At 63.6% G+C, this 24,465-nt stretch carries 24 protein-coding genes; 10 read left to right on the top strand and 14 right to left on the bottom strand.

Annotated elements, in window-relative coordinates:
• The first annotated feature begins 67 nt into the window (after window positions 1-67).
• The 6 genes from AC56PL_RS01535 (at window position 68) to AC56PL_RS01510 (ending at window position 5,329) form a co-directional block, all read left to right on the top strand.
• Complete coding sequence (locus AC56PL_RS01535) at window positions 68-730, top strand: response regulator (RefSeq protein WP_495516007.1); 663 nt, start codon at window positions 68-70, stop codon at window positions 728-730.
• Window positions 727-1,932, top strand: a complete 1,206-nt coding sequence (locus AC56PL_RS01530; RefSeq protein WP_497152820.1) for a sensor histidine kinase — start codon at window positions 727-729, stop codon at window positions 1,930-1,932. Before AC56PL_RS01535 ends, AC56PL_RS01530 begins: the two co-directional genes overlap by 4 nt.
• Complete coding sequence (locus AC56PL_RS01525) at window positions 1,929-3,083, top strand: DUF8320 family protein (RefSeq protein ID WP_497152819.1); 1,155 nt, start codon at window positions 1,929-1,931, stop codon at window positions 3,081-3,083. Before AC56PL_RS01530 ends, AC56PL_RS01525 begins: the two co-directional genes overlap by 4 nt.
• Before the next feature lie 50 nt (window positions 3,084-3,133).
• Entirely contained in the window at window positions 3,134-3,394 is a 261-nt protein-coding gene (locus AC56PL_RS01520; RefSeq protein ID WP_495514667.1) for a LuxR C-terminal-related transcriptional regulator, read from the top strand.
• 127 nt (window positions 3,395-3,521) lie between these two features.
• Window positions 3,522-4,511, top strand: a complete 990-nt coding sequence (locus AC56PL_RS01515) for an ATP-binding cassette domain-containing protein (protein ID WP_497152818.1) — start codon at window positions 3,522-3,524, stop codon at window positions 4,509-4,511.
• Window positions 4,508-5,329 (top strand): ABC transporter permease, encoded by an 822-nt coding sequence (locus AC56PL_RS01510; RefSeq protein ID WP_495514665.1) that lies wholly within the window; start codon window positions 4,508-4,510, stop codon window positions 5,327-5,329. Before AC56PL_RS01515 ends, AC56PL_RS01510 begins: the two co-directional genes overlap by 4 nt.
• A 1-nt stretch (window position 5,330) precedes the next feature.
• On the opposite strand, the gene AC56PL_RS01505 is transcribed toward AC56PL_RS01510, so the two are convergent.
• Entirely contained in the window at window positions 5,331-8,567 is a 3,237-nt protein-coding gene (locus tag AC56PL_RS01505; RefSeq protein ID WP_497152817.1) for an AfsR/SARP family transcriptional regulator, read from the bottom strand.
• Window positions 8,568-8,714: 147 nt separating this feature from the next.
• Here AC56PL_RS01505 and AC56PL_RS01500 point away from each other — a divergent pair, with 147 nt between their 5' ends.
• Window positions 8,715-9,584, top strand: a complete 870-nt coding sequence (locus tag AC56PL_RS01500; protein ID WP_495514663.1) for a 1,4-dihydroxy-2-naphthoate polyprenyltransferase — start codon at window positions 8,715-8,717, stop codon at window positions 9,582-9,584.
• Window positions 9,585-9,660: 76 nt separating this feature from the next.
• Here AC56PL_RS01500 and AC56PL_RS01495 read toward each other — a convergent pair whose 3' ends face one another.
• The 7 genes from AC56PL_RS01495 to AC56PL_RS01465 all read right to left on the bottom strand — a co-directional run bounded on the left by AC56PL_RS01495 (window position 9,661) and on the right by AC56PL_RS01465 (window position 16,586).
• Window positions 9,661-10,410: a Clp protease N-terminal domain-containing protein gene (locus tag AC56PL_RS01495; protein WP_497152816.1), complete on the bottom strand. Its 750-nt coding sequence runs from the start codon at window positions 10,408-10,410 to the stop codon at window positions 9,661-9,663.
• Between the two features lie 62 nt (window positions 10,411-10,472).
• Window positions 10,473-10,727 (bottom strand): helix-turn-helix domain-containing protein, encoded by a 255-nt coding sequence (locus tag AC56PL_RS01490; protein WP_497152815.1) that lies wholly within the window; start codon window positions 10,725-10,727, stop codon window positions 10,473-10,475.
• Window positions 10,728-10,795: 68 nt separating this feature from the next.
• The gene (locus AC56PL_RS01485; protein WP_495514660.1) at window positions 10,796-11,668 is read right to left on the bottom strand and encodes a DUF559 domain-containing protein; all 873 of its coding nucleotides are present in this window, start codon (window positions 11,666-11,668) and stop codon (window positions 10,796-10,798) included.
• 137 nt (window positions 11,669-11,805) lie between these two features.
• Entirely contained in the window at window positions 11,806-14,346 is a 2,541-nt protein-coding gene (locus tag AC56PL_RS01480; protein ID WP_495514659.1) for an FtsX-like permease family protein, read from the bottom strand.
• Entirely contained in the window at window positions 14,343-14,975 is a 633-nt protein-coding gene (locus AC56PL_RS01475) for an ATP-binding cassette domain-containing protein (protein WP_495516006.1), read from the bottom strand. The genes AC56PL_RS01480 and AC56PL_RS01475 overlap by 4 nt, the downstream gene beginning before the upstream one ends.
• Window positions 14,976-15,057: 82 nt before the next feature.
• A complete protein-coding gene (gene cds1 / locus AC56PL_RS01470) occupies window positions 15,058-16,209 on the bottom strand; it encodes an L-cysteine desulfhydrase Cds1 (RefSeq protein ID WP_497152814.1) in 1,152 nt (383 codons plus the stop codon).
• Between the two features lie 2 nt (window positions 16,210-16,211).
• Window positions 16,212-16,586 carry a DUF4229 domain-containing protein gene (locus AC56PL_RS01465; protein ID WP_495514657.1) on the bottom strand — a complete coding sequence of 125 codons (375 nt, stop codon included), beginning with the start codon at window positions 16,584-16,586 and terminating at the stop codon, window positions 16,212-16,214.
• A gap of 213 nt (window positions 16,587-16,799) precedes the next feature.
• Here AC56PL_RS01465 and AC56PL_RS01460 point away from each other — a divergent pair, with 213 nt between their 5' ends.
• The 3 genes from AC56PL_RS01460 (at window position 16,800) to AC56PL_RS01450 (ending at window position 18,130) form a co-directional block, all read left to right on the top strand.
• Window positions 16,800-17,081, top strand: coding sequence for a BldC family transcriptional regulator (locus tag AC56PL_RS01460; RefSeq protein ID WP_495514656.1), 282 nt, complete (start codon window positions 16,800-16,802; stop codon window positions 17,079-17,081).
• Between the two features lie 132 nt (window positions 17,082-17,213).
• Complete coding sequence (locus AC56PL_RS01455; RefSeq protein WP_495514655.1) at window positions 17,214-17,456, top strand: hypothetical protein; 243 nt, start codon at window positions 17,214-17,216, stop codon at window positions 17,454-17,456.
• Between the two features lie 251 nt (window positions 17,457-17,707).
• A complete protein-coding gene (locus AC56PL_RS01450; RefSeq protein ID WP_482135741.1) occupies window positions 17,708-18,130 on the top strand; it encodes a helix-turn-helix domain-containing protein in 423 nt (140 codons plus the stop codon).
• A gap of 120 nt (window positions 18,131-18,250) precedes the next feature.
• Here the strand turns inward: AC56PL_RS01450 and ccsB are convergent, their stop codons facing one another.
• From ccsB to hemL, 6 genes are all read right to left on the bottom strand, one after another.
• Window positions 18,251-19,231, bottom strand: coding sequence for a c-type cytochrome biogenesis protein CcsB (gene ccsB / locus AC56PL_RS01445; RefSeq protein ID WP_495514654.1), 981 nt, complete (start codon window positions 19,229-19,231; stop codon window positions 18,251-18,253).
• 20 nt (window positions 19,232-19,251) lie between these two features.
• Window positions 19,252-20,961, bottom strand: a complete 1,710-nt coding sequence (gene resB, locus AC56PL_RS01440; RefSeq protein ID WP_497152813.1) for a cytochrome c biogenesis protein ResB — start codon at window positions 20,959-20,961, stop codon at window positions 19,252-19,254.
• A complete protein-coding gene (locus AC56PL_RS01435) occupies window positions 20,958-21,776 on the bottom strand; it encodes a cytochrome c biogenesis protein CcdA (protein ID WP_495514652.1) in 819 nt (272 codons plus the stop codon). The genes resB and AC56PL_RS01435 overlap by 4 nt, the downstream gene beginning before the upstream one ends.
• Window positions 21,773-22,360 (bottom strand): redoxin domain-containing protein, encoded by a 588-nt coding sequence (locus AC56PL_RS01430; protein WP_495516005.1) that lies wholly within the window; start codon window positions 22,358-22,360, stop codon window positions 21,773-21,775. The genes AC56PL_RS01435 and AC56PL_RS01430 overlap by 4 nt, the downstream gene beginning before the upstream one ends.
• A gap of 72 nt (window positions 22,361-22,432) precedes the next feature.
• On the bottom strand, window positions 22,433-23,059 hold the full coding sequence (locus AC56PL_RS01425) for a histidine phosphatase family protein (protein ID WP_495514651.1): 627 nt from the start codon (window positions 23,057-23,059) through the stop codon (window positions 22,433-22,435).
• On the bottom strand, window positions 23,059-24,375 hold the full coding sequence (gene hemL / locus AC56PL_RS01420) for a glutamate-1-semialdehyde 2,1-aminomutase (protein WP_495514650.1): 1,317 nt from the start codon (window positions 24,373-24,375) through the stop codon (window positions 23,059-23,061). The genes AC56PL_RS01425 and hemL overlap by 1 nt, the downstream gene beginning before the upstream one ends.
• Window positions 24,376-24,465: the final 90 nt, after the last annotated feature.

The following is a 24,465-nucleotide window of genomic DNA, read 5'->3' as shown; positions in this document are numbered from 1 at the left end:
TGAACGAGGGGTCCTTTACACAAGACCGTTGTGTACGGGACCGGGGAAGGTCCGGGGATAGGTGAGCATCAGCGATTCAGGGCGCGTCTACAGGATAGGTGTCGTCGAGGATTTCGAGTCGCAGCTCAAAGGTCTGCAAACGATCATCGAAGAAGCGGACGGAATGACGTTTGTCGCGGGGGCGGCCACCGTCAGGGAATTGCTGGCCGCGTCCACAGATCTCGATGTCGTTGTACTCGATCTGCGTCTCGAAGACGGTTCCAGTCCACAGGTCAACGCCGAGCAACTCCATGCCCACAACATCAACGTCCTGGTCTTCACCACCGCGGACTATCCAGACCTGGTCCGGTCGGCCATCTCCGCCGGGGTTGCCGGTGTGATGCGCAAGTCTGCCCGCAACAAAGAGCTGGTGGAGGCCATCCGGCTCGCTGCCCAGGGACAAACGGTTGCCACCATGGATTGGGCTGCGGCCATCGACGCCGACCCCGACCTGGGATCGGTCGATCTCAGCCCCCGTCAGCGTGAAGTACTCGAGCTGTACGCCTCCGGCGAGCCCGCGGCAAGGGTCGCGTCGATCACGGGACTGTCGATCGAGACCGTCAACGCCTACCTCTCCAGGATCCGGCGCAAATACGCCGACGCCGGCAGGCCCGCCCCGACCAAAACCGACCTCTACAAGCGCGCACTGGAAGACGGCTGGCTGCCGATTCCCAGATTGTTCCGCCGTTGAGGAAGCCAGTTACCTCGCTGACGCCGTCTGATTCCAGAAGCTCCGCCGACAACATCTTTCGTCAGTTCTGCCGCTATCTCGGTGTCGCCTACCTTCTGAGCTTTGCCCTCCTCTTCGGCGCCATCGTTCGTTCCACGGATGTGGTCCCGGTCTGGTGGACCATCGCCGTGGTGCTGGCGATCTACGGCGTCGCAGGCGCGATGTTCGCGGTCTCGTTCCGCCGGCCCGATGTCACCTGGGTGCGGTGGTCAGGACGGGCGCTGGCCGTTGGCTACGGGCTTGCGATCGCGACGTGGCCGCTGGTGTGGAACGGGGAGCTCATCGACGCCAACTACGGAATGTGGTTCACCCAGTTCAACGGATTTGCGGCGGTCACCGCCGCCGTGGTCTGGCGAGTGCGGTGGTCGCTGCCCTATCTGATCTATGTGGTGGTCTCAGTCCAATTCGTCAACGATGCCGTCCACACGCCCAGGTACGACACCGCGGTACCCACCGACATCGCCTGGAGCATCTGTCTGACCGCGATCCCCTACGCGATCGCGGTTGCCGCGCTTCGATCCGGGCGCGTCCTTGATGCAACCCGGGTGCAGTCCTCCTTGGCCGCCGCGGACGCCGCGGCCATAGTTGCGCGAGCCGACGAGCGTGCCCGTTTCGACGCGTTGACCCACGATCGGGTGATGTCGACGCTGCTGAGCGCCGCTCGGCATCCGATGTCCGCCGAGCTCGTGTCGCAGGCGACGAGCACGCTGTCGAAACTCGACGCCCTCAAGGCCATCGGCGAGACCGACGCTTCACCGCTCGAGGTCGACGACGCGGTTCGCAAGATCATTCTCACGGTCACCGAGGTCGACGGAACCTTCGTTGTGCGCACCGACATCTCATCGCGGGCCCGCGATGAGCCTCTTCCGGGACCGGTGTTGTGGACGGTCGCAGAAGCCGCGGCCGAAGCGGCTCGCAACAGCGTTCAGCATGCGGGGCCCCGGACGGCGCGATCGGTGGACGTCCTCGTCACCGAAAGCGAGCTGTGCGTGGAGGTGGCCGACGACGGTGCGGGTTTCGAACTGAAAAATGTCCGCCCCGATCGACTCGGCGTGTCCGGGAGCATCCATGGACGGATGGAGGGCCTGACCGGCGGTAGTGCCGAAGTGGTTTCCTCACCCGGCCAGGGCACCCGGGTTCGGCTGCGATGGATCAGGTCATGACCCACCCGAAACAACTCGTCGACCCCGTGGACGTCCGCGACATCTTGGGCCTACGCACCCCGATGACCTGCGCGATGGTCGGACTCGTCGTGGTCGCGATGTGCTTCGGGGCATCTCAGAGTCTGGCCGGCGTGTCCCCCCGCTGGCCGGTGCTGCTGGTTGTCGGGATCATCGCCGCGGCGACGATCGCCCTGATCACCGTGCCGCACGATCCATTGCCGTTGGGCGCTGCCATCGCGATCGCCCTTGCCCCACCGCTGGCTGCCGCAATCCTGCTGATCGTCGTCCCGGTACCGCTGGCCATCGGAAATCAGGTGTGGGTGTCGGGATACGCGACGCTCATCTACATCTTCATGTGCATCCGTGGACGGTATGCCCTCGCCTGGATCAGTGTCGTGGTCGCGGTCGTCGTGCATGTGTTCTGGTCCGCCACGACCGACCAGGGCATCTGGGAGGGCGCGCGCATACCGCTGTACAACGCAGGGGGACTTCTGGCGGTGACATTGATCGCCCGCGCGCTCCGGTCGACAACCGAATCCGTCCTCTCGCTGCGCGCTGCCCGAGCGCAGCGCGCAGCGAGAGCCTCCGCCGTCGCCGCTGCCCTCCAGGAGCGGCACACCCGGCTCGCCGAACTCGGCGAACTCGCGCAACCGGCGCTCGCGCGGATAGCCACCGGGGTGCCGTTGACCGACGCCGAGCGCCAATCGTGTGAATTGCTCGAGGCCCACCTGCGCGACCAGCTCCGCGCACCCGCACTCGCAAGCCCCGAAACGACCGCGGCGGCCCGCGCTGCCCGCGCCCGGGGCGTCGAGGTGATGCTGATCGATGACGGCGGACTGTTCGGCGCATCCGAATCGATCAGGGCAACCGTTCGGCGCGAAGTCGCCGCGGCCTTGCAGAGCGCAGACGAAGGCGAGGTCCGGGTCCGGGTCATGCCGCCAGGACGCACCAATGTGGCGACCATCTATCAACACGGCGAGGCCCGAACCACCCGGATCGAGATCGACACGATGGGCAATATCGCGAAAGACATTCGCTCACATCAACTCCCGGGGCAGGCCACAGACGATCTAGTTAGCTCAGACAACGATGGCCCCAGTACTGGTGGCACATCCTTTGGCGACTACCGGCCCCACCACCGCCCTGGTTAGGGTTATCCGCCGGATAGCCTCCGTCCGGTATCCGAGGAGTACCCCCGAACATGTCGCTGCCATTGAACACTTCTGAGCCCTTACCCGCCCCCGCACTCACAGCCCGCGAGATCCAAATTCTTCGTGAATGGGCCATGCGGGACACCAAGTCCGAAGTCGCCGCGACCCTCTTCATCACATCGGCGACGGTGAGCACCCACATCAACCGGATCCGGTTGAAGTATGCCGCCATCGGACGTCCGGCCACCACCAAGGCAGCTCTCATCGCGCGCGCCCTGCAGGACGGACACGTCCAGCTCCACGAGCTGTGAAAATCACACACTCGTCCAACTGAGTTGGGAAACCGGCGCCACCACGCCCCGTTTCACGTGGACGAGGTGACAGCCGGCGACAGAACGTGACAGTGCGACGACAGGGCCTGCGCGCACTGTGTGTTTCATGAACCCACCACTGCACTCCGGAGCGCCGGCCATCGAGGCCCACGGGCTCGTCAAACACTTCGGTTCCACCCGAGCGGTCGACGGCGTCGATCTGGTCGTTCCCACCGGAACGGTCTACGGCGTCCTCGGCCCCAACGGGGCGGGCAAGACCACCACCGTCCGCATGCTCGCCACACTTCTGCGACCCGACGCCGGGAAGGCCAGGATCTTCGGATACGACGTCGCCGACGATTCGGTCGCGGTGCGGTCGCTCGTCGGTGTCACCGGCCAGTACGCATCGGTCGACGAAGACCTTTCGGCCACCGAGAACCTCATCGTCTTCAGTCGCCTGTTGGGCAAGAGCCGGAGAGCCTCCCGGCAACGGGCCAGTGACCTGCTCGACGAGTTCGGGCTCACCGCCGCCGCGAAACGCCCACTCAAGGAGTTCTCCGGTGGCATGCGGCGCCGGCTCGATCTGGCCGCCAGCCTGATCGCAACTCCCCCACTGCTGTTCCTCGACGAACCGACCACGGGGCTCGATCCCCGGACCCGAGCCCAGATGTGGGACACCATCCGGCGACTCGTGGCCGACGGCAGCACCGTGCTGCTGACAACCCAATACCTCGACGAGGCAGACCAACTCGCCGATCGCATCGCCGTCATCGATCACGGCCGGGTCATCGCCGACGGAACCGCCGATGAATTGAAGAACTCCATCGGCTCGACCACCTTGCAACTCACACCCGCCGACAAATCTCTGGCGCCGGCCGCGATGGCGATCATCGAGCGGATCCTTTCCGAACAGGCCACGCTCAGCCCGGAGGCCGGGCGTATCACGGCTCCGCTGATCCGCCCGGATCTGTTGCCCGACATCCTCATCGCACTGCGTGAGCAGGGCATCGTCGTCGAGGGCATGAACGTCCAGAAGCCCAGCCTCGACGAGGTCTTTCTCACCATCACCGGCAAACCCGCCGAATCCGATACCACCTCGCAGGAGGACGCAGCATGACCACACTCATCGAAAAACCGAACACCGTGGCCGAACACGCGCCGCGGCCGGTCACGGCCATCGGGCTCCGCGACACGATCGCCCAGTCGTTCACCATGGGCTACCGCGGGCTGCTCAAGATCCGCCACAACCCCGAGCAACTGTTCGACGTTGTGCTGCAACCGATCATCTTCACGCTGATGTTCACGTACATTTTCGGCGGCGCGGTGGCAGGCACCGTGCAGGACTACCTTCCCATCATCATCCCCGGCATACTCGTCCAGACCGTCATCGTCACCAGCATCGTCACCGGGACCCAACTTCGAGAAGACATGGACAAGGGCGTCTTCGACCGCTTCCGGTCGTTACCGATCGCCCGGATCAGTCCGTTGGCAGGTGCACTGCTCGCCGACGTCATCCGGTACCTGATCGCCACGGCCATCACCTTCGCCGTCGGTATCGCGATGGGCTGGCGACCCGATCCGCTCGGGGTCATCGGCGCCACGCTCCTGGTCATCGTCTGCAGCTTCTCGGTGTCGTGGATCTTCGCGTTCATGGGCACGATCATGAAGAAGGCTTCAGCGGTACAGGGCGTTTCGATGCTCATCTTGTTCCCGCTGACGTTCATCTCCAATGCATTTGTTGAACCCGACACCATGCCGGGCTGGATGCAAGCCTTCGTCGAGGTCAACCCGATCTCACACCTGGTCACGGCCGTTCGCGAGTTGACCAACAACGGTCACGTCGGCATCCATGTGCTCTGGTCACTCGTCGGGGCCGCGATCATCATCGCGATCATGGCGCCGCTCACCGTGAAGTCGTACATGCGCAACACGTGAATCAGGCAGTGACCATGAACTTTTGAGTGATCGACAAGATGTCCTGCACCGCTTGGCGGCGGGACATCTTGTCGATTTCCACTCCCAGTTCGTTCCACATCTCGTCGTTCATGCCCGCCAACTCTTGCCGCCGGTCCATCACCGCCATGAATGTCGGGTAGTCCAACCGGCAACCCACCCGCTGTGCCAGCAACAACAGCCGCGCACCGTCGACCGATCCGGGGTGTATGCCGCTGATCGACGCACCGAAAGCCAGCGCTATCGAACCGAACTGCGGAAGGTCGTAGAAGCCACCGGGCTCGAACATGTACTTCGCGATCTCGGCGAGATTGCGCAGATACCTTTCGGTCTCTGCCACGTGGCCTGCCAGTGCCAGTCCACAGACACTGACGCTGATCACCATCCCCACAAAGGGATCCTGTGTTGGGAATGGATGCTCGGACAACAACATTCGCGCCGAACGGTCGAACAGGTCTGCCGCATCATCAACACGATCGTCGTACCGTTCGAGCTCGGCGGCACACACCAGGATCCCCGCGGCAACCTCAGGATGGATCCGCGGATCCGGATCCGCAGGCACCCACCCCTCGGCAAAGACGGCGAACTCCTTTCGCGCTTCATCGATACGCCCGGCGCCGACGAGTCCCGCCACCACGTAGCCGCGGGTCTGCCGCAGATCATGTTCGGAACCCATCTGCTCGAACAGTGTGATCGCACGACGATAATTCTCGATCGCCATGTCGTAGTCGGCGACCTGGCCGTGCAGACTACCGATCTCCACCAGAGTGGCCGCCATTACCCAATGATCCTGCCGGGACTCTGCAACAACAAGATTCGCGCGGGCAGATTTCATGGCCCCGCGACGATCAGCGTTGTTCTCACGGGCATTGGCAGAGAGGGTGGTTGCGATCATCCGAACCTGCGAATTGCTGCTCCGGGTGCCGAGAACGAGTCGGCGTAGGGCACCGGTGGAACTGCGTGACAGCAGTATCGAGGAGGCGAAGTCCATCGGCGTGGCGTCGGCGAGGTCTGCACGAAAGAGCTTCCTGAGCTGCCACTTGGCCACCGCGAGGGGACGAAACTGCCGGATCATCCTCAAGTGACCACCAGCGATGAGGTAGGTGGCCTGTCGATGTTCACGTTCTGCCTCGGTCAACGCGGCAACCGCCGTCTGGTCGAGGTACGGCAATTCGGCGATCACCCGCGGTGCCCAGGTCATCACCTCACCGTGCAGGCCCCTGATCGACCAGAACCCGGAGAGGACCGGGAAGCAGGTGATGATCGTCTGCTCCCAGCCTTCCGGGCGCGCAGACATATCGGGGTCCATACAGCGTCGCAAAACCCAGACCAGATTGTCAGCCTCTGCGGCCACCGCGGCGAGGACCGCCGGCTGCTCCCCGTTCTCGAACGGATCCTTGGCATCGTCAGCGAATCCCCGGGCCCAGCGCGCGATGGATGAGTTGACCTGAGCGCCTTCGTCCGTTGCCGCCAGTTGCTCCTCACCGAACTCCCGCACGGTCTCGAGCATCCGGTAGCGCATCCTGCCGTTCTCGGTGACCTGCAGAAGCGACTGGTCGACAAGGGCTTCCAGGTCGTCGTCGAGTTCGAAGTCGGTGACACCTACGACCTCGGCCGCGGCAGCACGCGAGAACCCACCCGGGAAACGACACAACCGGCGCATCGCCACCTGCGCGGGCTCATCGAGCAGATCCCAGCTCCACTCGATGACCGCGTGCAATGTCCGGTGCCGGGCCGGTGATGATCGATCTCCCGTGCGTAAAAGGGCAAATCGTTGCGACAAGCGCTCAGATATCTCGGCGACGCTCATGGTTCGTACCCGCGCCGCGGCCAGTTCGATGGCCAGCGGCAGCCCGTCGAGGGCCCGGCACAGTTCGGCGACGACGGCGGCGTCGATGGCAACATCCGGTCGGATCGCACGCGCTCGGGCGATGAACAGATCGGTTGCCGCCGAGCCATTCTCGTCGATGGACAGAGACGGAAGCTGATGGGTCACCTCTGCACCGACCCGCAGCGGCGACCGGCTCGTCGTCAGAAGCCGTACCTTCTCAGACATTCCGATGAGTTCGGTCGCCATCTGAGCACAGGCGTCCACCACGTGCTCACAGTTGTCGAAGATGACCAGGCTCTCCGACGTCAGGGCATCGGACAGACGGCTCTGCAGGTCGGAGTAGGCCAGGCGTGGGCGGCCCGCGGGACCGACGTCCGATTCACCGACGCCAAGGGTTGCGGCCACAGCGGCCAGCACGTCGTCGGCTCCGCGCACCGAGGCCAACTCGACAAAGAAGACACGAACACCGTCATCGGCAACCAGATGTCCGATGCGGTTGGCAATACGCGTCTTTCCGGACCCGCCGGGTCCCTGAATCGTCACAACTCTGGACTGTCGGAGCAGCGAAAGGATGTGGGCGATGTCTTCGGTACGACCGAGCAGCTCATTGGGCTCGGCCGACAGACCAACCGACATCGCACGGGCGGCCTCTCGTGGAGGCTCGGCTGCAAGCGGCGGCCGCAACAGCTGTTCGTGCAGCGCAACGATCTCCGGACCAGGGTCGGCACCGAGTTCGCTCGACAACGTGCGGCGCAGACGTGCGAATACCGCCAACGCCTCTGCGCTGCGGCCCATGCCCGCCAGCGCGCGGATCAACGTGGCGTGCGCAGACTCGTCGAGCGGATCGGCATCACATCGCCGTTGGGCCAGGGTCCGGGCGGTGTCGAAATCCCCGTCCGCCAATGCTTTGCGTGATCTGTGTTCGTCCAGGTCGGCGAGTACACGATCGGCGGTCTGCCGCACAGCACCGGCGAGATCGTCGTCCCCGAGATCGTCACCTGGCTCGCCGCGCCACAGGTCCGAGGCCGCGTCCAGTGACTCCGCCGAGCCATTGGTCAGCAACGCCTGAACCGCAAAGACATCGATGGCCTCGGGCGCGAGAGTCAATCGATATCCGGTGGGACCGGCTTCGATTGCACCGTCGGGAAGCAATGGCCGAAGACGCGAGATCTGTGTGTGCAACGCCGATTGCGGCGACCGGGGCAGATCGTCGCCCCAGACGCCGTCGATGAGGGCCGACTGTGACCGCTGGCTGCCCGGTGCCAACGCCAGCACGGCGAGCAATCGTCGTGCACGAACCCCCGGAACGGGTCGCATTTGTCCGTTTTCGTCCGCGATGGCGACCGGTCCGAGCAGTCCGATGATCGGTGCCACTCCGACAGATTGCACGTGTTCCTCGCTATAGGTCACCGGTTGTCAAACAAAACTGCAGGTCAGCAGCGCCCCAACAGAGTATCGCGGACACGGATCCCGGCGGAGTCCGACCAAAGGGGTGGGCAGAGATGATGTCGAAAGTCGGTGGGGAAGGATGATCCCATGGCTTCCGCAGCGCAGTGGTTCGAAGGATCTCGGCCCCGTACCTACCCGAACGCGATCGCCCCGGTGATCGCCGGAACGGGTGCGGCCGGCTGGGCCGGCGACATCGTGTGGTGGAAAGCAGCGCTGGCGCTGGTGGTGTCGTTGGCCCTGATCATCGGCGTCAACTTCGCCAACGACTACTCCGACGGCATCCGTGGCACCGACGACGTACGGGTCGGTCCCATGCGCCTCGTCGGTTCCAAGGTGGCCACCCCGAAGTCGGTGAAGACCGCGGCGATGACTGCCCTGGCGGTGGCCGGGATCGCCGGATTGGTACTCGCATTGTCGAGCGCCTGGTGGCTGATCCTGGTGGGCCTGGCCTGCATCGTCGCGGCCTGGTACTACACCGGTGGCCGAAACCCATACGGGTACAGCGGCTTCGGTGAGGTTTCCGTTTTCGTGTTCTTCGGACTTGTGGCTGTCCTCGGCACACAGTTTGTCCAGGCCGAGAAGATCGACTGGGTCGGTGTGCTGGCTGCGGTGGCGGTGGGTTGCTACTCCAGTGGGGTTCTGGTGGCCAACAACCTCCGCGACATCCCCACCGACACCGAATCGGGCAAGGTCACGCTCGCTGTTCGTCTGGGAGACAAGCGAACTCGGATGTTGCACACGACACTCGTGGCCATTCCGACGATTGTCACCCTCGCGTTGATCGCGGCGACCCCGTGGGCGTTACTCGGTCTGATCGCAGCCCCGCTGGCCTACAAGGCCAACGTACCGGTGCGCGCAGGCGCCGGTGGACCGGCGTTGATTCCCGCGCTCGGACTGACCGGCCTGGCAATGCTCCTGTGGTCGATCGGCACCACGATCGGCTTGCTCGTGGCCTGACCCCGCCACCCCCGATTCTGGTGGGTTTTGGTGAGCAAACCCGCAGGTCGACCTCACCAAAACCCACCAATTTCGGCTAGCTGGCGGCCTGAAGGACGGCCTCACGCAGGGCTTCCGGTGTTGTCACCGATTCGATGAGCGCCTTCGAGGCCGCATCATCGGTGGCCAGGATGCCGAGTAGGACATCCTCCGCGGTCAACGCGCGGCCGGCGTCACGGGCGATGACGCCCGCGTGAGTGATTGCCGCTTTGGCATCGGTTGTGAACTTGGGCCGGCGCGTGCCACCCCGCGGTCCCCGTCGGCCACGGCCGCCTTCCCAGGGGCCGCGTTCATCTTCTTCGCGGTCCCACGGAGGTGTGTCGTCACCTTCGGGACGCTCCCCTGGATCTCCGCGAAAACGACCGTGAGGTCCTCCGCGGCCATGAGGTCCCCCGCGTCCGTGTGGTCCGCCGCCGTGTCCGTGTGGACCTCCATGCGGGCCGCCCCGACGGCCACCTTCACGGCCACCACGACGTTTGCCCCAGTTGTCCGTGATGTCATCGCCGAATGCGGATTTGACCGCTGCGCGAACCTTGTCGAGATCGATCCCGATGGCCGCGAGGGCGTCCCGGTCTTCATCGACGCGGTCAGTGTCCGCGCCCGACTTGTTGGCCTCGTGGTACTCGCGCACCACTTCACGGGCCTGAGCCAGGGTCAAACCCTGCTCACCGAGAATGTTGAACACCGAATTCCGGGCGTTGCACAGCATGCCGAGGATGAGATGATCGTTGCCGAGTGCGGTGTGTCCGAGGTCGGCTGCCTCCTGATAGGCGAAAACCAGGGTCATCCTGTTTTCGCGAGTGACTTGGTTGAACATATTGTCTCGCTTCCTGATATGGAATGCGGCGGCTATTCGCCGCGTGAATGCTTTTGGTGCACGGCTTGACGGCTCACCTGCAGAACGTCGGCGATTGCCTGCCAACTCCAGCCTTGCTGCCGGGCATTGGCGACCTGTACGTCCTCGAGGCGATCGGCCAACGTTCGCAGTGCCCTGACCGCTGCCAGCCCTTTGGCCGGATCACGATCGGCAACTGCTGTGGTGATGTCATCTTTGTTGTCTTGCACGATTGTCAAGTTACCCTGACAACCATGAGCTGTCAACATTTATTGACAACTCACCCCGGAACTGCCCCATTTTGGTGGGTTTGGGTGAGCATTCCCCCAGTTCAGGCTCACCCAAACCCACCAACATCGGGACAGGACCAACCTCTCGAGTGCAGAGCAGTACGGACCTGCTCGACGAATTCGGCGCGCCCGGATCGGATGTTTGCGGCGGTGACGGCGATGACGATCCAGCCTGCTGCCCGCAATCTGTTCCATCTCTCCAGATCCTTGGCATGTTGTTCGGAGGTGCGGTGATGGGCACCGTCGTATTCCACGGCGACCTTGAGCTTCGACCACGCAATATCGAGGCGGTAGCGCCCGGACATCACCTCGACTTGCAGCTCCCACCCGCACAAACACTCGTCGAAAAGGATCAGACGCAGGCGGGTCTCCCAGGGAGACTCCGCCCGAGCATCGACCAGCCGCATCGCTGTGATCGCCTTACCTATCCCCCAGTGGTTCTCCCACCGCTTGAGTTCGGCACGCATCTCGTCGAGCAGGGTGGGCCACAACCGGGCCATCGCGTCGAGCGCACCAACCGCCTCATCGCGAAGATTAAAGCGTCCCAGATCAATACCGGTTCTCGCGAGCGAGGTGCATCGAACTCCATCGAGGTCGACGATCTCATCGGGATCGATCTGGACGCGGCGAACGCAGACGCCCTCATAGCGCTTGTTGCCATCGATCGGCGCCACGATTTCCGGTTCGGCGACCTTCGGACGATAAGGATTGCCCCAGATATGGGCCGCGGACCAACCGCAGAGCACCGCATGGTCGTTGAGCATCCCGGCCGCAATCGACATCACGCCGAAGTCGGCCTCCTGATCGTTGCGCAACCACACCCCGCGCAGGATAGAGCGGTACTCGAGCCGGAGCTGATGTCGCGACATGACGTCGAGCAGATCGGCCGCACGCGCCGGCCCGGTTGGTAATTCCCCCATGGCCAGAGTCTGCCGACCCACCAAGTCCGTCAGCGCCACGAACTGTCGAGTTATCCACAGGCCGCGCCCCAGTTCTGGTGGGTTCTGGTGAGCCCGACCTGGGTAAATACTCACCAAAACCCACCAAGATCGGGATCTTATTCGGTGAGGAGGGACTCGCTGATGTTCATCCGGCCGGCGCGGGCAGCGGGGAAGAAAGACCCGGCAAAACAAAGACCGAAGGCGACGACGACATAACCGACGATCAGCAGCTGCGGCGAATAGACCACCTCCACCGACGTGGACTGCGCCAGGATCTTGTTGCCGACGATGTGGAGACCAGTTCCCATCACGACACCGAGCAACGACCCCACCGCCGCGACCGCTGCCGCTTCGGCCAGGACCATCCGCTGGACGAACTTGCGGGAGGCACCCATGGCGCGCAGGACACCGAGTTCACGCTTTCGCTCGATCACCGAGAGCATCAACGTGTTCAGCAATGCAATGGCGGCGACAACCGCGACGATCCACTGGATGGCGATCGCGAAGGCGCCGGACTGTTCGACCGACGCCTTGGTTGCGTCGAGGCCTTCCTGGCCCGTGTAGACAGAGGTCGGCATCGTCGTGGCACCGTCGGCGGCCGAATCGAGCGCAGGTCGGATATCCTCCTGCGACACACCGGGTTCGAGCGTCACCTGAAGATAGGTGTCACCGGGCCGGTTGAACCACTGCGACAACAGGTCATGGGAGATGGCCGCGGTACCCGAGTTGATGCTCACATAGTCGACGAGTTGTAGCACCGGCAGTGCGTGGTACCCGGTCGGTGAGGCGATCTCGACCGAATCACCGGTCCCGACACCCAGATTGGTCGCCATCGTCCGCGACATGATCATGCCGCGTCCAGCCAGAACCTCATCGATCACCTCCGGCGACCCTTTGCTCACGAACGGCGCGCTGGTACCCGGTTGCAGCCCCTGCAACAGCACCAGGGATTCACCGATGTTCACCGAGGCCCACTGGCCACCGACAACGCTCTGCACCCCCGGCACCTCGGCGATCGCGGTGGCCACCGCCGGGTCGAGGATCGGCCCATCGGGGACGGTCGCCTTGTCATGGGAGGACACGTAGAAGTCTGTGTCGCCCAAGCCATCCAACGAGTTGGTGATCGACGATACCAGGTTGCTCATCACGCCGGAGGTACACAGGCCGACCGTGATCGCGACCGCAACGGTCATCAAGGTCGCCCAGGCCCGGCGCGGTGCCCGTTCGGTATTGACCGCGCTCAGCTTCCCAGGTCCGCCGAGCAGTGCCGCGAGCCGGCTGACCGCAGCGACCAAAGGTCTTGTGACGGAGTAACACACCAGCAGCATGCCGACACAGAAGACGATACCGGCGGTCGCCACCGCGGCACTCTGGATCCGGTTGGCCATGATCACACCGACAACGATGAGAACCACCCCGAGGACGGCACAGATCTTTGCTGCGATCCCCCGGCCGGCCCGGCCCTCGGCCGCGACACCACCGGACATCGCCTCGATCGGCGACACCGCGAACACCGACCGGGCCGCGAGAACGCTTGCCCCGGTACAGGCCAGGACGCAGGCGATAACCGCGGCAGGCGCGGCATACGACGGTAGCCCGAACTCGATGGTTGCGCCGTAAGATCCCAACACCTCGGGCAACTGACCGATCGCCCAGCGCCCCGCGAGGATGCCCACGGGTACCCCGATCAGACCGCCAACCAGTCCGAACAGTGCCGCCTCACCGACCAGGTCGGCGACCAGTGGTCCGCGCCGCCCGCCGAGGGCACGGATCATCGCGATCGATGAACGCCGCGATGCGACCGCCATGTTCATCGTGTTGAAAACCAGGAACCCGGCGATCACCAGGGAGATCAGCGATACCAGGAGCGTCGAATTTCGGGTTGTCGCAGAGGCTGTTTCGGCCTGCTTCGTGCGGAAGTCGGGACTGACCACGGCGGCGCGGCCATCGACGACCGAGTTCAGCTGCTCACGGAGCTCATCGGTGGAACTCCCGGATTCCTTCGTCACCAGGATGGAATCGACGCGGCCTTCGTGATCGGTCAGCTGTTGCGCCAGCCCGAGGTAGGCGAAGATGAACCTGCCCCCGTTGATGCTGCCGGCTTCCGGGGCATCGATCACCATCGTGACCTCGGTGTCGACGCCGTTGATCGAAACCTTTTGACCCTTCTGAAATCCCGTGGCCTTACCGACACTGATCCCGGACATCAACTCGGTCACGTTGGTGCCGCCGTCACTGACGGCCGACTCCACGGCATCGCGGAGACCACCACCGAGGGCAGTGATGTTGTTGTCACTGCCGAGAACCGTGATTCGCTCGCCGTCGACGTATACCGGGCTGTTGATCAGCGGCACAACGCTTCTCGCAGCAGGGGCATCGCGACGAATTGCACCCATCAGCTCATCGCTGACACCGGAGTCGACGATCCCGGCGACCTCGAGGTCGGCCGTACCGGAAATGGTGTCGCTGAGCTTCTGCACAGACGACGTCAGCGACCCGTAGGTCCCGAACACCGCCACCAACAGCGCCGAGGCGACAACCACCACCATCAGAGAGGTGGTCACGCGGAGCCGGTGGCCGAGCAGTTCGCGGAGATTGACAAGCCTGATCCGGGTCAGGCCGGCGAGAACCGGCCCGAACAGTGCCGACGGCTTCACGCCTGAATCTTCCCGTCCCGCACGGTGATCGTCCGGTCGGCGTGCGCAGCGGCCTTGTTGTCGTGGGTCACCATCACCACCAGTCGACCGTCACCTTCGTGCGCGACCTCGGAGAGCAACTCCAGGATCGATTCGCCCGTCTGCGAATCGAGGTTTCCGGTCGGTTCATCGGCGAGGACGATCCGCGGGCTCATGATCAGCGACCGCGCAATCGCCACGCGCTGCATCTGTCCGCCGGACAGCTCGGATGGTCGGTGCTTCGAACGTTCGCCGAGCCCGACCCGATCCAGGAGTGCGATGGCCTCCGACTTGGCCGACCTGAGCGACTTACCGTCGAGCAGCCGTGGCAACGCGACGTTCTCCCATGCCGACATCGTCGGGATGAGATTGAAGAACTGGAAGATGAATCCGACCCGCTTACGCCGGAACTCGGACTGCTGTTCCTCGGACAACGTCGCCAGGTCGAGACCATCGACGATGATCGATCCGGAGTCCGGGACATCCAAAGCCCCCAGGACATGGAGCAGCGTGCTCTTGCCTGCGCCGGACGGCCCGACGATGGACACGAACTGACGCGCTTGCAGCGTCAGGTTGAGACCGTCGAGCGCACGGACTTTCTCCTGCCCCATCTGGTACTCCCGAACCAGATTGATCGCTTCCACGATCGGCCGTCCATCCGCCTCCCGGACGTCACTCAATCCCGAGCTCTGCTCACTCAATCCACTCCCCCGTCGTAAAGAACTTCTCCAGTGTCGCTTCGGCACGGGTCAGATCCAGACCGGCACCTGCGACCCAGTCGTCGTTGTAGTACGTGTCGGAATACCGATCCCCGCCGTCGCACAGGAGAGTGACGACGCTGCCCGGCGTACCTTCCCTTCGCATTTCGGCGACCAGGCGCAGCGCGCCCCAGAGGTTGGTTCCGGTCGACCCACCCACCCGCCAACCCAGGACCTCACTGGCGCGTCTGGCGGTGGCGATGCTCGCGTCGTCGGGTACCGACACCATGCGGTCGATCACCTGTGAGACGAACGAGGGCTCGACCCGCGGACGACCGATCCCTTCGATGCGGGAGCCGGGCAACGGCCCCGCCGGATCCGCGTCACCGTCGCGATAGGCCGGGTAGAACGCCGAGTTCTCGGGGTCGACGACACACAGCCAGGTGTGGTGCCGCCGATATCGGATGAAGCGGCCGATGGTGGCCGAGGTTCCGCCGGTTCCGGCACCCACGACCACCCATGTCGGCACCGGGAACTCTTCCTGCGACAACTGGCTGAAGATGGATTCGGCGATGTTGTTGTTCCCACGCCAGTCCGTGGCGCGTTCGGCCATCGTGAACTGATCGATGAAGTGGCCGTTCGTCTGATCGGCCAACTGCTGCGCAGCGGCGTACACCTCATCGGACCGGTGGACAAAATGACAGAGTCCACCCTGTCGCTCGATGAGCCCGATCTTGGCCGGTGATGTCGTCGCGGGCATCACCGCGATGAACGGGACGCCGATCAACTGCGCGAAGTAGGCCTCGGACACCGCTGTCGAACCCGATGAGGCCTCGATGACCGTGGTCCCCTCGGTGATCCAGCCGTTGCACAGGGCATAGAGAAACAACGACCGCGCCAGACGATGCTTGAGCGAACCCGTGATGTGGGTGCTCTCGTCTTTCAGATAGAGCGAAATCCCGGTGGCACCCGAAGTCGTGTCCCACCGCGACCAGGCAGGCAGCGGAAATCTCAGTAGATGCGTGTCAGCGCTACGGGTCGCATCGGCGTCGATGAGCCGGATCGCGTTGTCGACCCACCCGCGATCGGCCCGCCTGTCGACCTGACGCGTCCACCCCGGCTCCGCGCCGTCCCCAGCGTTCGCCATGACTACTTGTCAGATCCGTCTTCACCACGAAGCCGCGACGTCAGGTTCTCGCGCTGCGCCTTGCGGCCGGCATCGACCGTCGCGATACCGACGTTCACGCGGTCCCGCAGGCCCTTGAACAGCAACATTCCCAACGGCAAGGCGATGATCACCGCAAAGAACGCGGCCACCAGTATCGGAACGTCGATCCCCACTGCCTGACCGATCAGGTAGATCGCGCCTGCCAACGCGATCACCAGAGCGATCCGGGCGCCGGTGAAGAGCACCAGGTCGATCGCCAGTCGGCGTCCGGCACCGGGCGTCGGCTCCACGACAGGAGGTGTGCGGCCCTTCTTTGCAGAAGGCCGTTTGTTTGCAGATGGCTCGTTCGTGCTCACGTCCTAGACCTTACTGCGCACCGAGCGGCCCGGGAACGTCCGGCTTTGCAATCGCTTTACCAACACCTAACTATTCGAATACCTGGGCATTTCGGTGTAACCATGAGTCGTAGGCTCCTCCAGAGACACGCGGGAGAACTGCACACAATCTCTGCCGAAGCTCCACCCGGGACCTGAGGCATGCGATTGACGGCCCACTCGATAGGAGCAGCCATGACGTTTGCAGGCCATCTCGGACAATCCGCCCCCACGCCCGGCTTGAACAACCCCGGCTTGAACAACCCCGGACCGATCCTCTCGCCCCAGGCTGCCAGTCAGCACACGCTGACTCCCGGCCAGGTAGCCGCGATGTTCAACGTCAACCCCAAGACTGTCGCCCGGTGGGCCAGCTCAGGACTTCTCGGCGCCATCCGCACGCCCGGTGGACACCGCCGATTCCGCGAAGAGGACGTCGTCGAGCTCCTCAATCGCCGCACGCCCGCTACCGGTAGCTGAACCAGATCACGTCCGACCAGCTCAGACCACACTCGTGCATCTGTCGGCGGCGTGCGTTCAGCTCAGGCAGGCACCACGGGTCGGCACCTCCAGTAGCCTGGCCTCAACGGCTTTGATTCTGGAGGTGCCGAAATGATTTACCTACTCGCCATCATCGGCTTGCTGGCACTGACCTATCTTGCATGGCGCGCGTTCGGGCCCGATGCAGCGGGCGGAGAGACCAGTGGACCTCAGATTCCGCGACGTCAGATGAAGCGCGGACCCGTCGGTCCGGACGATGATCTCGAATTCTTGAACGATCTGGAGCGCAAAGCCCGCGACAAGAATCCGAAGTTCAATTCCGACGGTGACGACCGGCCCAATTCCACTGACTGACATTGGCTGGCCCTTCTGATTAACGTTACTTAGCCTGCACAACTGTCCAAATTTTTTTGGCCTTTTGTCCAAAAATTGCGATCTAATTCCGCAGCCCATATTTGCCGAATTAAGTCCAAAGTTAACGTACCCAAATTGCTAGAAGATGCCTGCTCTCGGTACCCCTTTTGCGAACTTTAAAGGTAGAGTCACGCTCTAGTTCGACCGCTTCACACTGCTGCGGTCAAATCTCAGGTCTGGGAGTTAGATAAGTGGCTGCTGTACACGATGGAAAAACGTTTGCCGACCACCTGAACGAATTGTTCAGCACCGTGCGCGACGAGAACGGAATTCCCTACACGGGCAAGAAGATTGCCCTGAAGGCGAACCAACTCGGCTACACCCTCAGTGACGCATATATCTCCCAGCTGCGGACCGGCAAAGCCAAAACCCCGTCTTTTCGAACCGTCGAAGCAATTTCCCGGGCATTCGAAATCAGCGTCACCTATTTCTTGACGGATCCAGATGAGGATCTCAAACGCGTAGAACAGCAACGTGAATATGTGCAGATGGCCGCCGAGACCGGCGCACACCTCGCAGCGTTTCGGCACGAGGCGATCTCGACCGACACCCTCGACGTTGTGATCGAACTCCTGAAGGTTGTCAAGAAGCAGCAGAACGACCGCGTGAGCTGACGCGCGTCGAAGACGCCCTTGATAGTGCCGTCGGAGACACCTCTGAAGTGACGCCACAGACCACCTGATATGCCGAAAGGCGCCCTTGACCAACTGGTCAGGGCGCCTTTTGTGTTGCGATCAGAGTCCGGCGTAGGAGTGCAGGCCCGATACCACCAAGTTGATGATGAACAGGTTGAACAACATCGCCACGAAGCCGGCAATGTTGATCCATGCCGCCGCCGTGTTCCGCCAACCGGCAGTGGCACGCGCATGTAGGTAGGCCGCGTAGATCACCCAGGCGATGAACGAGACCGTCTCTTTGGGGTCCCATCCCCAGAACCGGCCCCAGGCGGCTTCGGCCCAGATGGCACCACAGATGACACCGAGACCGAACAGCGGGAACGCGAACACGACGGTCTTATAGGCGAGACGATCGAGCGTCTGCGCCGACGGCACGCGCTGCAGGATCCGACCCCAGAATCGATCGCTCGGCTCGGGGTACTTCAGCTTCAGCAGGTAAAGGATGCTTGCCACACCCGAGACCAGGAAGACTCCGGATCCGAGTGCGACGATCGAGACGTGGACGGCCAGCCAATAGGACTTGAGCGCCGGGACCACGGGTGCCGCGTTGGTGTAGAGGTAGGTGCCGGCGATGAACAGCAGGATGACAATCGGCAGCAATACGAATCCGAGCAGCGGACGGTACTCACGCTTGCGCAACACCACCAGGGCCGCGATCATGCCTGCGGCACAGCTGATGGAGACGAACTCGTACATGTTGCCCCAGGGCGCCCGGCCGGTTGCGAAACCGCGCAACACGATCGACGCGATCTGCAGCGCAGTCGCCAGGAGCACCACACCGTAGGCCATCTTGGCCAACCGGTCCCCCAGCGGCGCTTTCTCCGCGGCCTGAAGCTTGCCCGGCGTCCGCACGTCATCGGGATCGACCACCGGCGAACCACCGACCGCACCCGCGGCGACGAGCTCGTTCGACTTCTCGAGGGTCTTGTTCTTGGCGGCCAGCGATGCCAGGAACAGGATCATCGCCAGGACGTACACGGTCAGCGCCGTGCCGTACGTCAGGTCGGAGAACCGAGAGAGTGTCTCATCGACGTTCATCAGTCACCTTTTCCCAGCGTTCATTTTCTACGTCCACCTTGTTCTTTGCCACCAGGCTTGTTTTTGTCCGCATCAGGGGCGATGCCCAACAGATCCGCGACCATGTCGGAAAAGCCTTCGCCCCAACCGGCCTGATCCGTACGTGCCAGACCAGCCATTTCTACTACAGAGCGTCGCACATCCACCGTAGAGGTGCCATCACCCGGCGGCCCGGTCAAGGGCGTGATCCGGGCCCACACTCGGCGACGCTTGATCAGCAGTGACACCAACAGGCCGACGAGCATGGCGATCGCGGATACCAGCACCCACTTCTGGGCGGGATCATGCGAGACCTGCAACGACACCCAGCGTTGGAAGCCGTTGAACTGGACGGTCGTGCCGTCCTCGAGTGTGGTCGATTCGCCCATGTTCAGGTTGACGCGCTCCTGCTTGAGCAGGCGTCCCTGGTTGATCAGGTTCACGTCGAGTGTGAAGACGTTCTGTGGTCGTCCGGTGTCGAGGCCGGTGTCGCCCTTGTAGATGTCGATCGCGACCGCAGGGGCTTCGGGTAGCGGGAAGCTCGAGGTCATCAATCCGCCGTGGAAGGTGGCCGTCGGAGCGAACAGACCTTCGATGGCGATCTGATTCTTCCGACGCTCGTCCTCGTTGGGATAGAGCCCGGCGGGGGTGTCGAAGCGGGCCACACCGCTCGACATCATCGTCTGCAGCTCATCCGGCTGGAACGGAACCGTCTGCGTGCGGGTTTCGCCGCCCGGGAACGTGACCGTGAACGTGGGAGCAAAACCATTACCCAGCAGATAGATTCGATCGCCCGCGATCCGCAGCGGATGGTTCACCTTGACGTCGCTCGATTGCCACTCGTCGGTGTCGATGTCACTGCCGACCTGGTATTTGAGGTCCGCGCTGTACATCTCGGGCTGCCCGCTCGGCAGGAAGTCCGCGTCGAACGACTCCACTTGCAGGCAGAACTCGTTGAGGTTGGTGCCGTCGACCATATTGCCTGCACGGAACGAGTCGTACACCGCGGTCGACGTGTTGCAGAGCCCTTCTTGGCCGTCTGCGACCAGGATGCGGGTGCCCTCGTAGCCGAACATCTTGCCCGCCGCGATCGCGACCAGCAGCGCCAGCAGTGCGAAGTGGAAGAGGAGGTTGCCGCCTTCGCGGAGGTAGCCCTTCTCGGCCGAGACCTCCACGACGGTTGCCACCGAGCCGTCGGCTTCCTTGCGCTCGACGGTGCGGGTGGTCTTGCGCCATCCCCGCAGACCGGAGTTGATCTTCGACGCGATCTCGTCGGGTGTGCCGTCGACCTCGTGGCTCTCGTGCCGGGGCAGTCGGCCCAGGTTGCGCGGTGCCGGGACCGGACGGGCCCGCAGCGCCTTCGCGTGTTCGATCATGCGAGGCGTCAGACATCCGACGAGCGAGATGAACAGCAGCACGTAGATGGCGGTGAACCAGATGCTCGAGAAGACCTCGTACATCTGGATCTTGTCGAAGAACCGGCCGATGAAACCGTGATCGGCGATGTACTGCTCGGTCTTGAACTCGTTCAGCGACCGCTGCGGCAGGAGCGCCCCGGGTACCGCGGCCAGTGCCAGCAGGAACAGCAGCGCGAGCGCGGTCCGCATCGAGGTCAGTGAACGCCAGGTATTGCGGGCGGGCCACAGCAGGTAACGCTTGAGCGGGCCTGCCCTCGGGACGGGCGGCGGGGTTCTGGTTTCGGTGGCGGTCATATCGGAAGCACCGTGTCCGAGACGAACATGTCCCGAACCCAAACGATGAATTGATCCCACAGTCCGGTCACCAGTGCCACACCCACGACAACCAGTAGTACACCTCCGAAGATCTGGATGGCGCGAGCGTTTCTGCGCATCCAGCCAACCGCCCGCAAAGCCCAGGCCGAACCGAAGGCCAGAAGGATGAACGGCAGGCCCAATCCGAGGCAGTAGAAGACGATGAGCGTCACACCGCGGGCAGCGGTGGAACCCTCGGTGCCGCTGGCGGTGGTGATGACCGCGGCCAGTGTCGGCCCGAGGCAGGGCGTCCAGCCGAGCGCGAAGACTGCACCCAGTAATGGGGCTCCCACCAGGTTCGACACCAGTCGGGGATGGAACCTGGCGTCGCGCTGCAACATCGGGATCAGGCCGATGAACACCAGGCCCATGATGATGGTGATCACACCGCCGACACGTTGCAGCAGTTCACGATTGACCACAAAGGCGCTCGTGATCCCGAACACAGAAGCGGTGGCGAGCACAAAGACGATTGTGAATCCGAGCACAAACAGCAAGGCAGCCCCGGTGACCCGCAGGCGTCCGGCTTTCTTCGACTCCACATCGCTCATCGCCGGGGCCTCGGCACCCACCAATCCGGCAAGGTAGGACAGGTACCCCGGAACCAGGGGCACCACGCAAGGCGAAGCGAACGAGACCAGCCCGGCGAGCATGCACGCCCCGAGCGCCAACAACAGCGGCCCGCTCGAAACGGTCTCCGCGAAGGTGTCACCGACTCCGGCGAGGTGGCTCGAACTCTGGGCTACAAAAGTCATGGGGTATCAGATGTTTCAGCGGCAATCCGCTCGACAACAGGTTGGAGTTCGTCCGCGGTGATGGCTTTGAGGAAGACCGCCGCGGCACGATGCTGACGATCGAGAACAAGGGTGGTCGGGATCACCGAGGTCGGGGTGGTCAACTTCGACAGGGTTCGTCCGTCGTAATCAAAGATCGACGGGTACGTCACCGCGCGATCGGTGACAAAGTCGCGGGCCGAATCCTTGCGGTCACGAAAGTCGATGCCCAAGAACGCAACACCCGAATCCTTGGTGTTCGCATAGACCTCTTCGAGCGCAGTTGCCTCACCGCGACACGGGCCGCACCACGAACCCCACACGTTGATGACCACAACCTGGCCTGCGAAGTCGGTGAGGTTGATGGTCTTGTCGTCGGACAGCAGATCGGGGCCGGTGAGGTTCGAAACCTTGCCACGCTCCGACGGCGGATCGTAGAAGATGACGGTTTTGCCACCAGGAGAAACGAATTCGAAGTTTTCACCTTGTGCCACGGCGTCGTCGCCGGTGCCGCAGCCGGCGATCACCAGCAGCGTCGCGATCCCAAGGATGCACAACGTGACCATCCGCCAACCAAGCGGTGCCAGTACGCGGGTCCTCCCACGCTCAGGGCCGAGCTCCATCACTGTCTCGCTACCTCAGGCTCCCGTGGCAAGGGGGTCAGAAGCACCGGCCGGCTCCGAATAGACGATGTCCACCAACGCATCCCCGTCGTACATCAGGCTTGTCAGCGACGCCAGCGAGCACTGCCGCTTACGCGGGTCGTGCCAAAGGCGTTGGCCTTCAAGGAATCTCCGCAGCGTGTACACCGGCAGCTGGTGGCTGACACAGACAGCCTCATGACCCTTGGCCTCTTCGCGGGCCTTGTTGGCGACCGCGAGCATGCGGTGCGCCAACTGGATGTACGGCTCGCCCCAGCTCGGGGTGAACGGGTCACGCAGTTTGATCCAGTGCCGGGGGCGACGCAGCGCACCGTCACCCACCGAGACCCGCAGGCCCTCGAAGGTGTTGTCGGCCTCGATCAGACCTTCGTCGGTGATGATCTCGAGGCCGTGCGCGGCCGCGATCGGAGTCGCGGTTTCCTGCGCCCGCTGCAGCGGGGAGGCGAACACGTGGGTGATGTCGTGGTCGGCCAGGGCATCGGCAACCGTCTGTGCCTGTTTCGCGCCGAGCTCCGACAGGTGAAAGCCCGGCAGTCGGCCATAGAGGATGCCGTCGGGGTTGTGAACTTCCCCGTGCCGCATCATGTGCACGATTGTGCGCATCAGTTCTCCTTCAGGGCCCGCGCAGCGGCGGTCGCAGCAGCCGGGAGTGCCCCGGCTATAACACCGAAAGCATCCTCGTCCAAGGCCGCGGATACAAACCAGGCTTCGAAGGCACTCGGGGGCGGGTAGACGCCGGCATCGAGCAGAGCGTGGAAGAACGGGGCAAAACGCCAGGTCTCGGTCTTTTTCACGGCCGCGTAGTCGGTGATGGGGGTATCACCGTCTGCGGTGAAGAACACGCTCACGAGGTTGCCCGCGTACTGCACACGGTGGCCGACACCCGCTGTGGTCAATGCGTCCCCGATGAGGGTTCCGAGCTGTTTCGAGTTGGCGTCGAGGGCCGCGTAGACGGCGTCGTCGGCGTGGCGCAGGGTGGCCAGTCCGGCAGCGACCGCCACCGGATTTCCGGACAGGGTGCCGGCTTGGTAGACGGGGCCTGCCGGTGCCAGGTACGCCATGATGTCGGCACGACCACCGAATGCCGCGGCCGGAAGTCCACCGCTCATGACCTTGCCGAAGGTGTAGAGGTCGCCGGCAACGCCCTCGAGGCCGAACCAGCCGGCCTTGCTCACCCGGAAGCCGGTCATGACCTCGTCGATGATCAGGAGCGCACCATCAGCACTGGTGGCGTCCTTGAGGCCCTTGTTGAAGCCTTCGACCGGGGCGACAGCACCCATGTTTCCGGCGGCGGCCTCGGTGATGATCGCGGCGATCTGTCCGGGGTACGCCGCGAATGTCTCGCGGACGGCAGCCAGATCGTTGTACGGCAGGACGATGGTGTCCTGGGCCTGGGCACCGGTGACTCCGGGTGAGGTCGGCAGGCCAAGCGTTGCCACACCTGAACCCGCGTCGGCGAGCAATGCATCTACGTGGCCGTGGTAGCAGCCGGAGAACTTGATGATCTTGCTTCGCCCGGTGAATCCGCGGGCCAAACGCACCGCCGACATCGTCGCCTCGGTGCCCGAGTTGACCAGTCGGACCTGCTCGACCGGGGCAACCCGCTTGATGATCTCTTCGGCCAACTCGATCTCGGCCTCGGTCGGCGCACCGAACGACAGACCCGTGGTCGCCGCCTTCTGCACGGCCTCGACAACCGCCGGATGGGCGTGGCCCAGGATCATCGGGCCCCAGCTGGAGACCAGGTCGACGTAGCTGTTGCCGTCGGCGTCGGTCATCCGATAACCGGATGCGCTGGAGATGAACCGTGGGGTTCCGCCAACAGAGTTGAAGGCTCGAACCGGCGAGTTCACTCCGCCTGGAATGGCACGGGATGCGCGCTCGAAGAGCTGCGCTGACTGATCGGTGGCATGCGACACGACCTCCAGTGTGGCAAACGCCGGCGCGTGAACCGAAAATGGCGGTTCCTGACGACGCTGACCTGGCCTTTTACGCACCCCAAGCCGCCA

The sequence above is a fragment of the Williamsia sp. Y721 genome (genome assembly GCF_059683565.1).
Note: the sequence above shows the minus strand (reverse complement) of the source record. Positions and strands in the feature narration are given on the sequence as shown.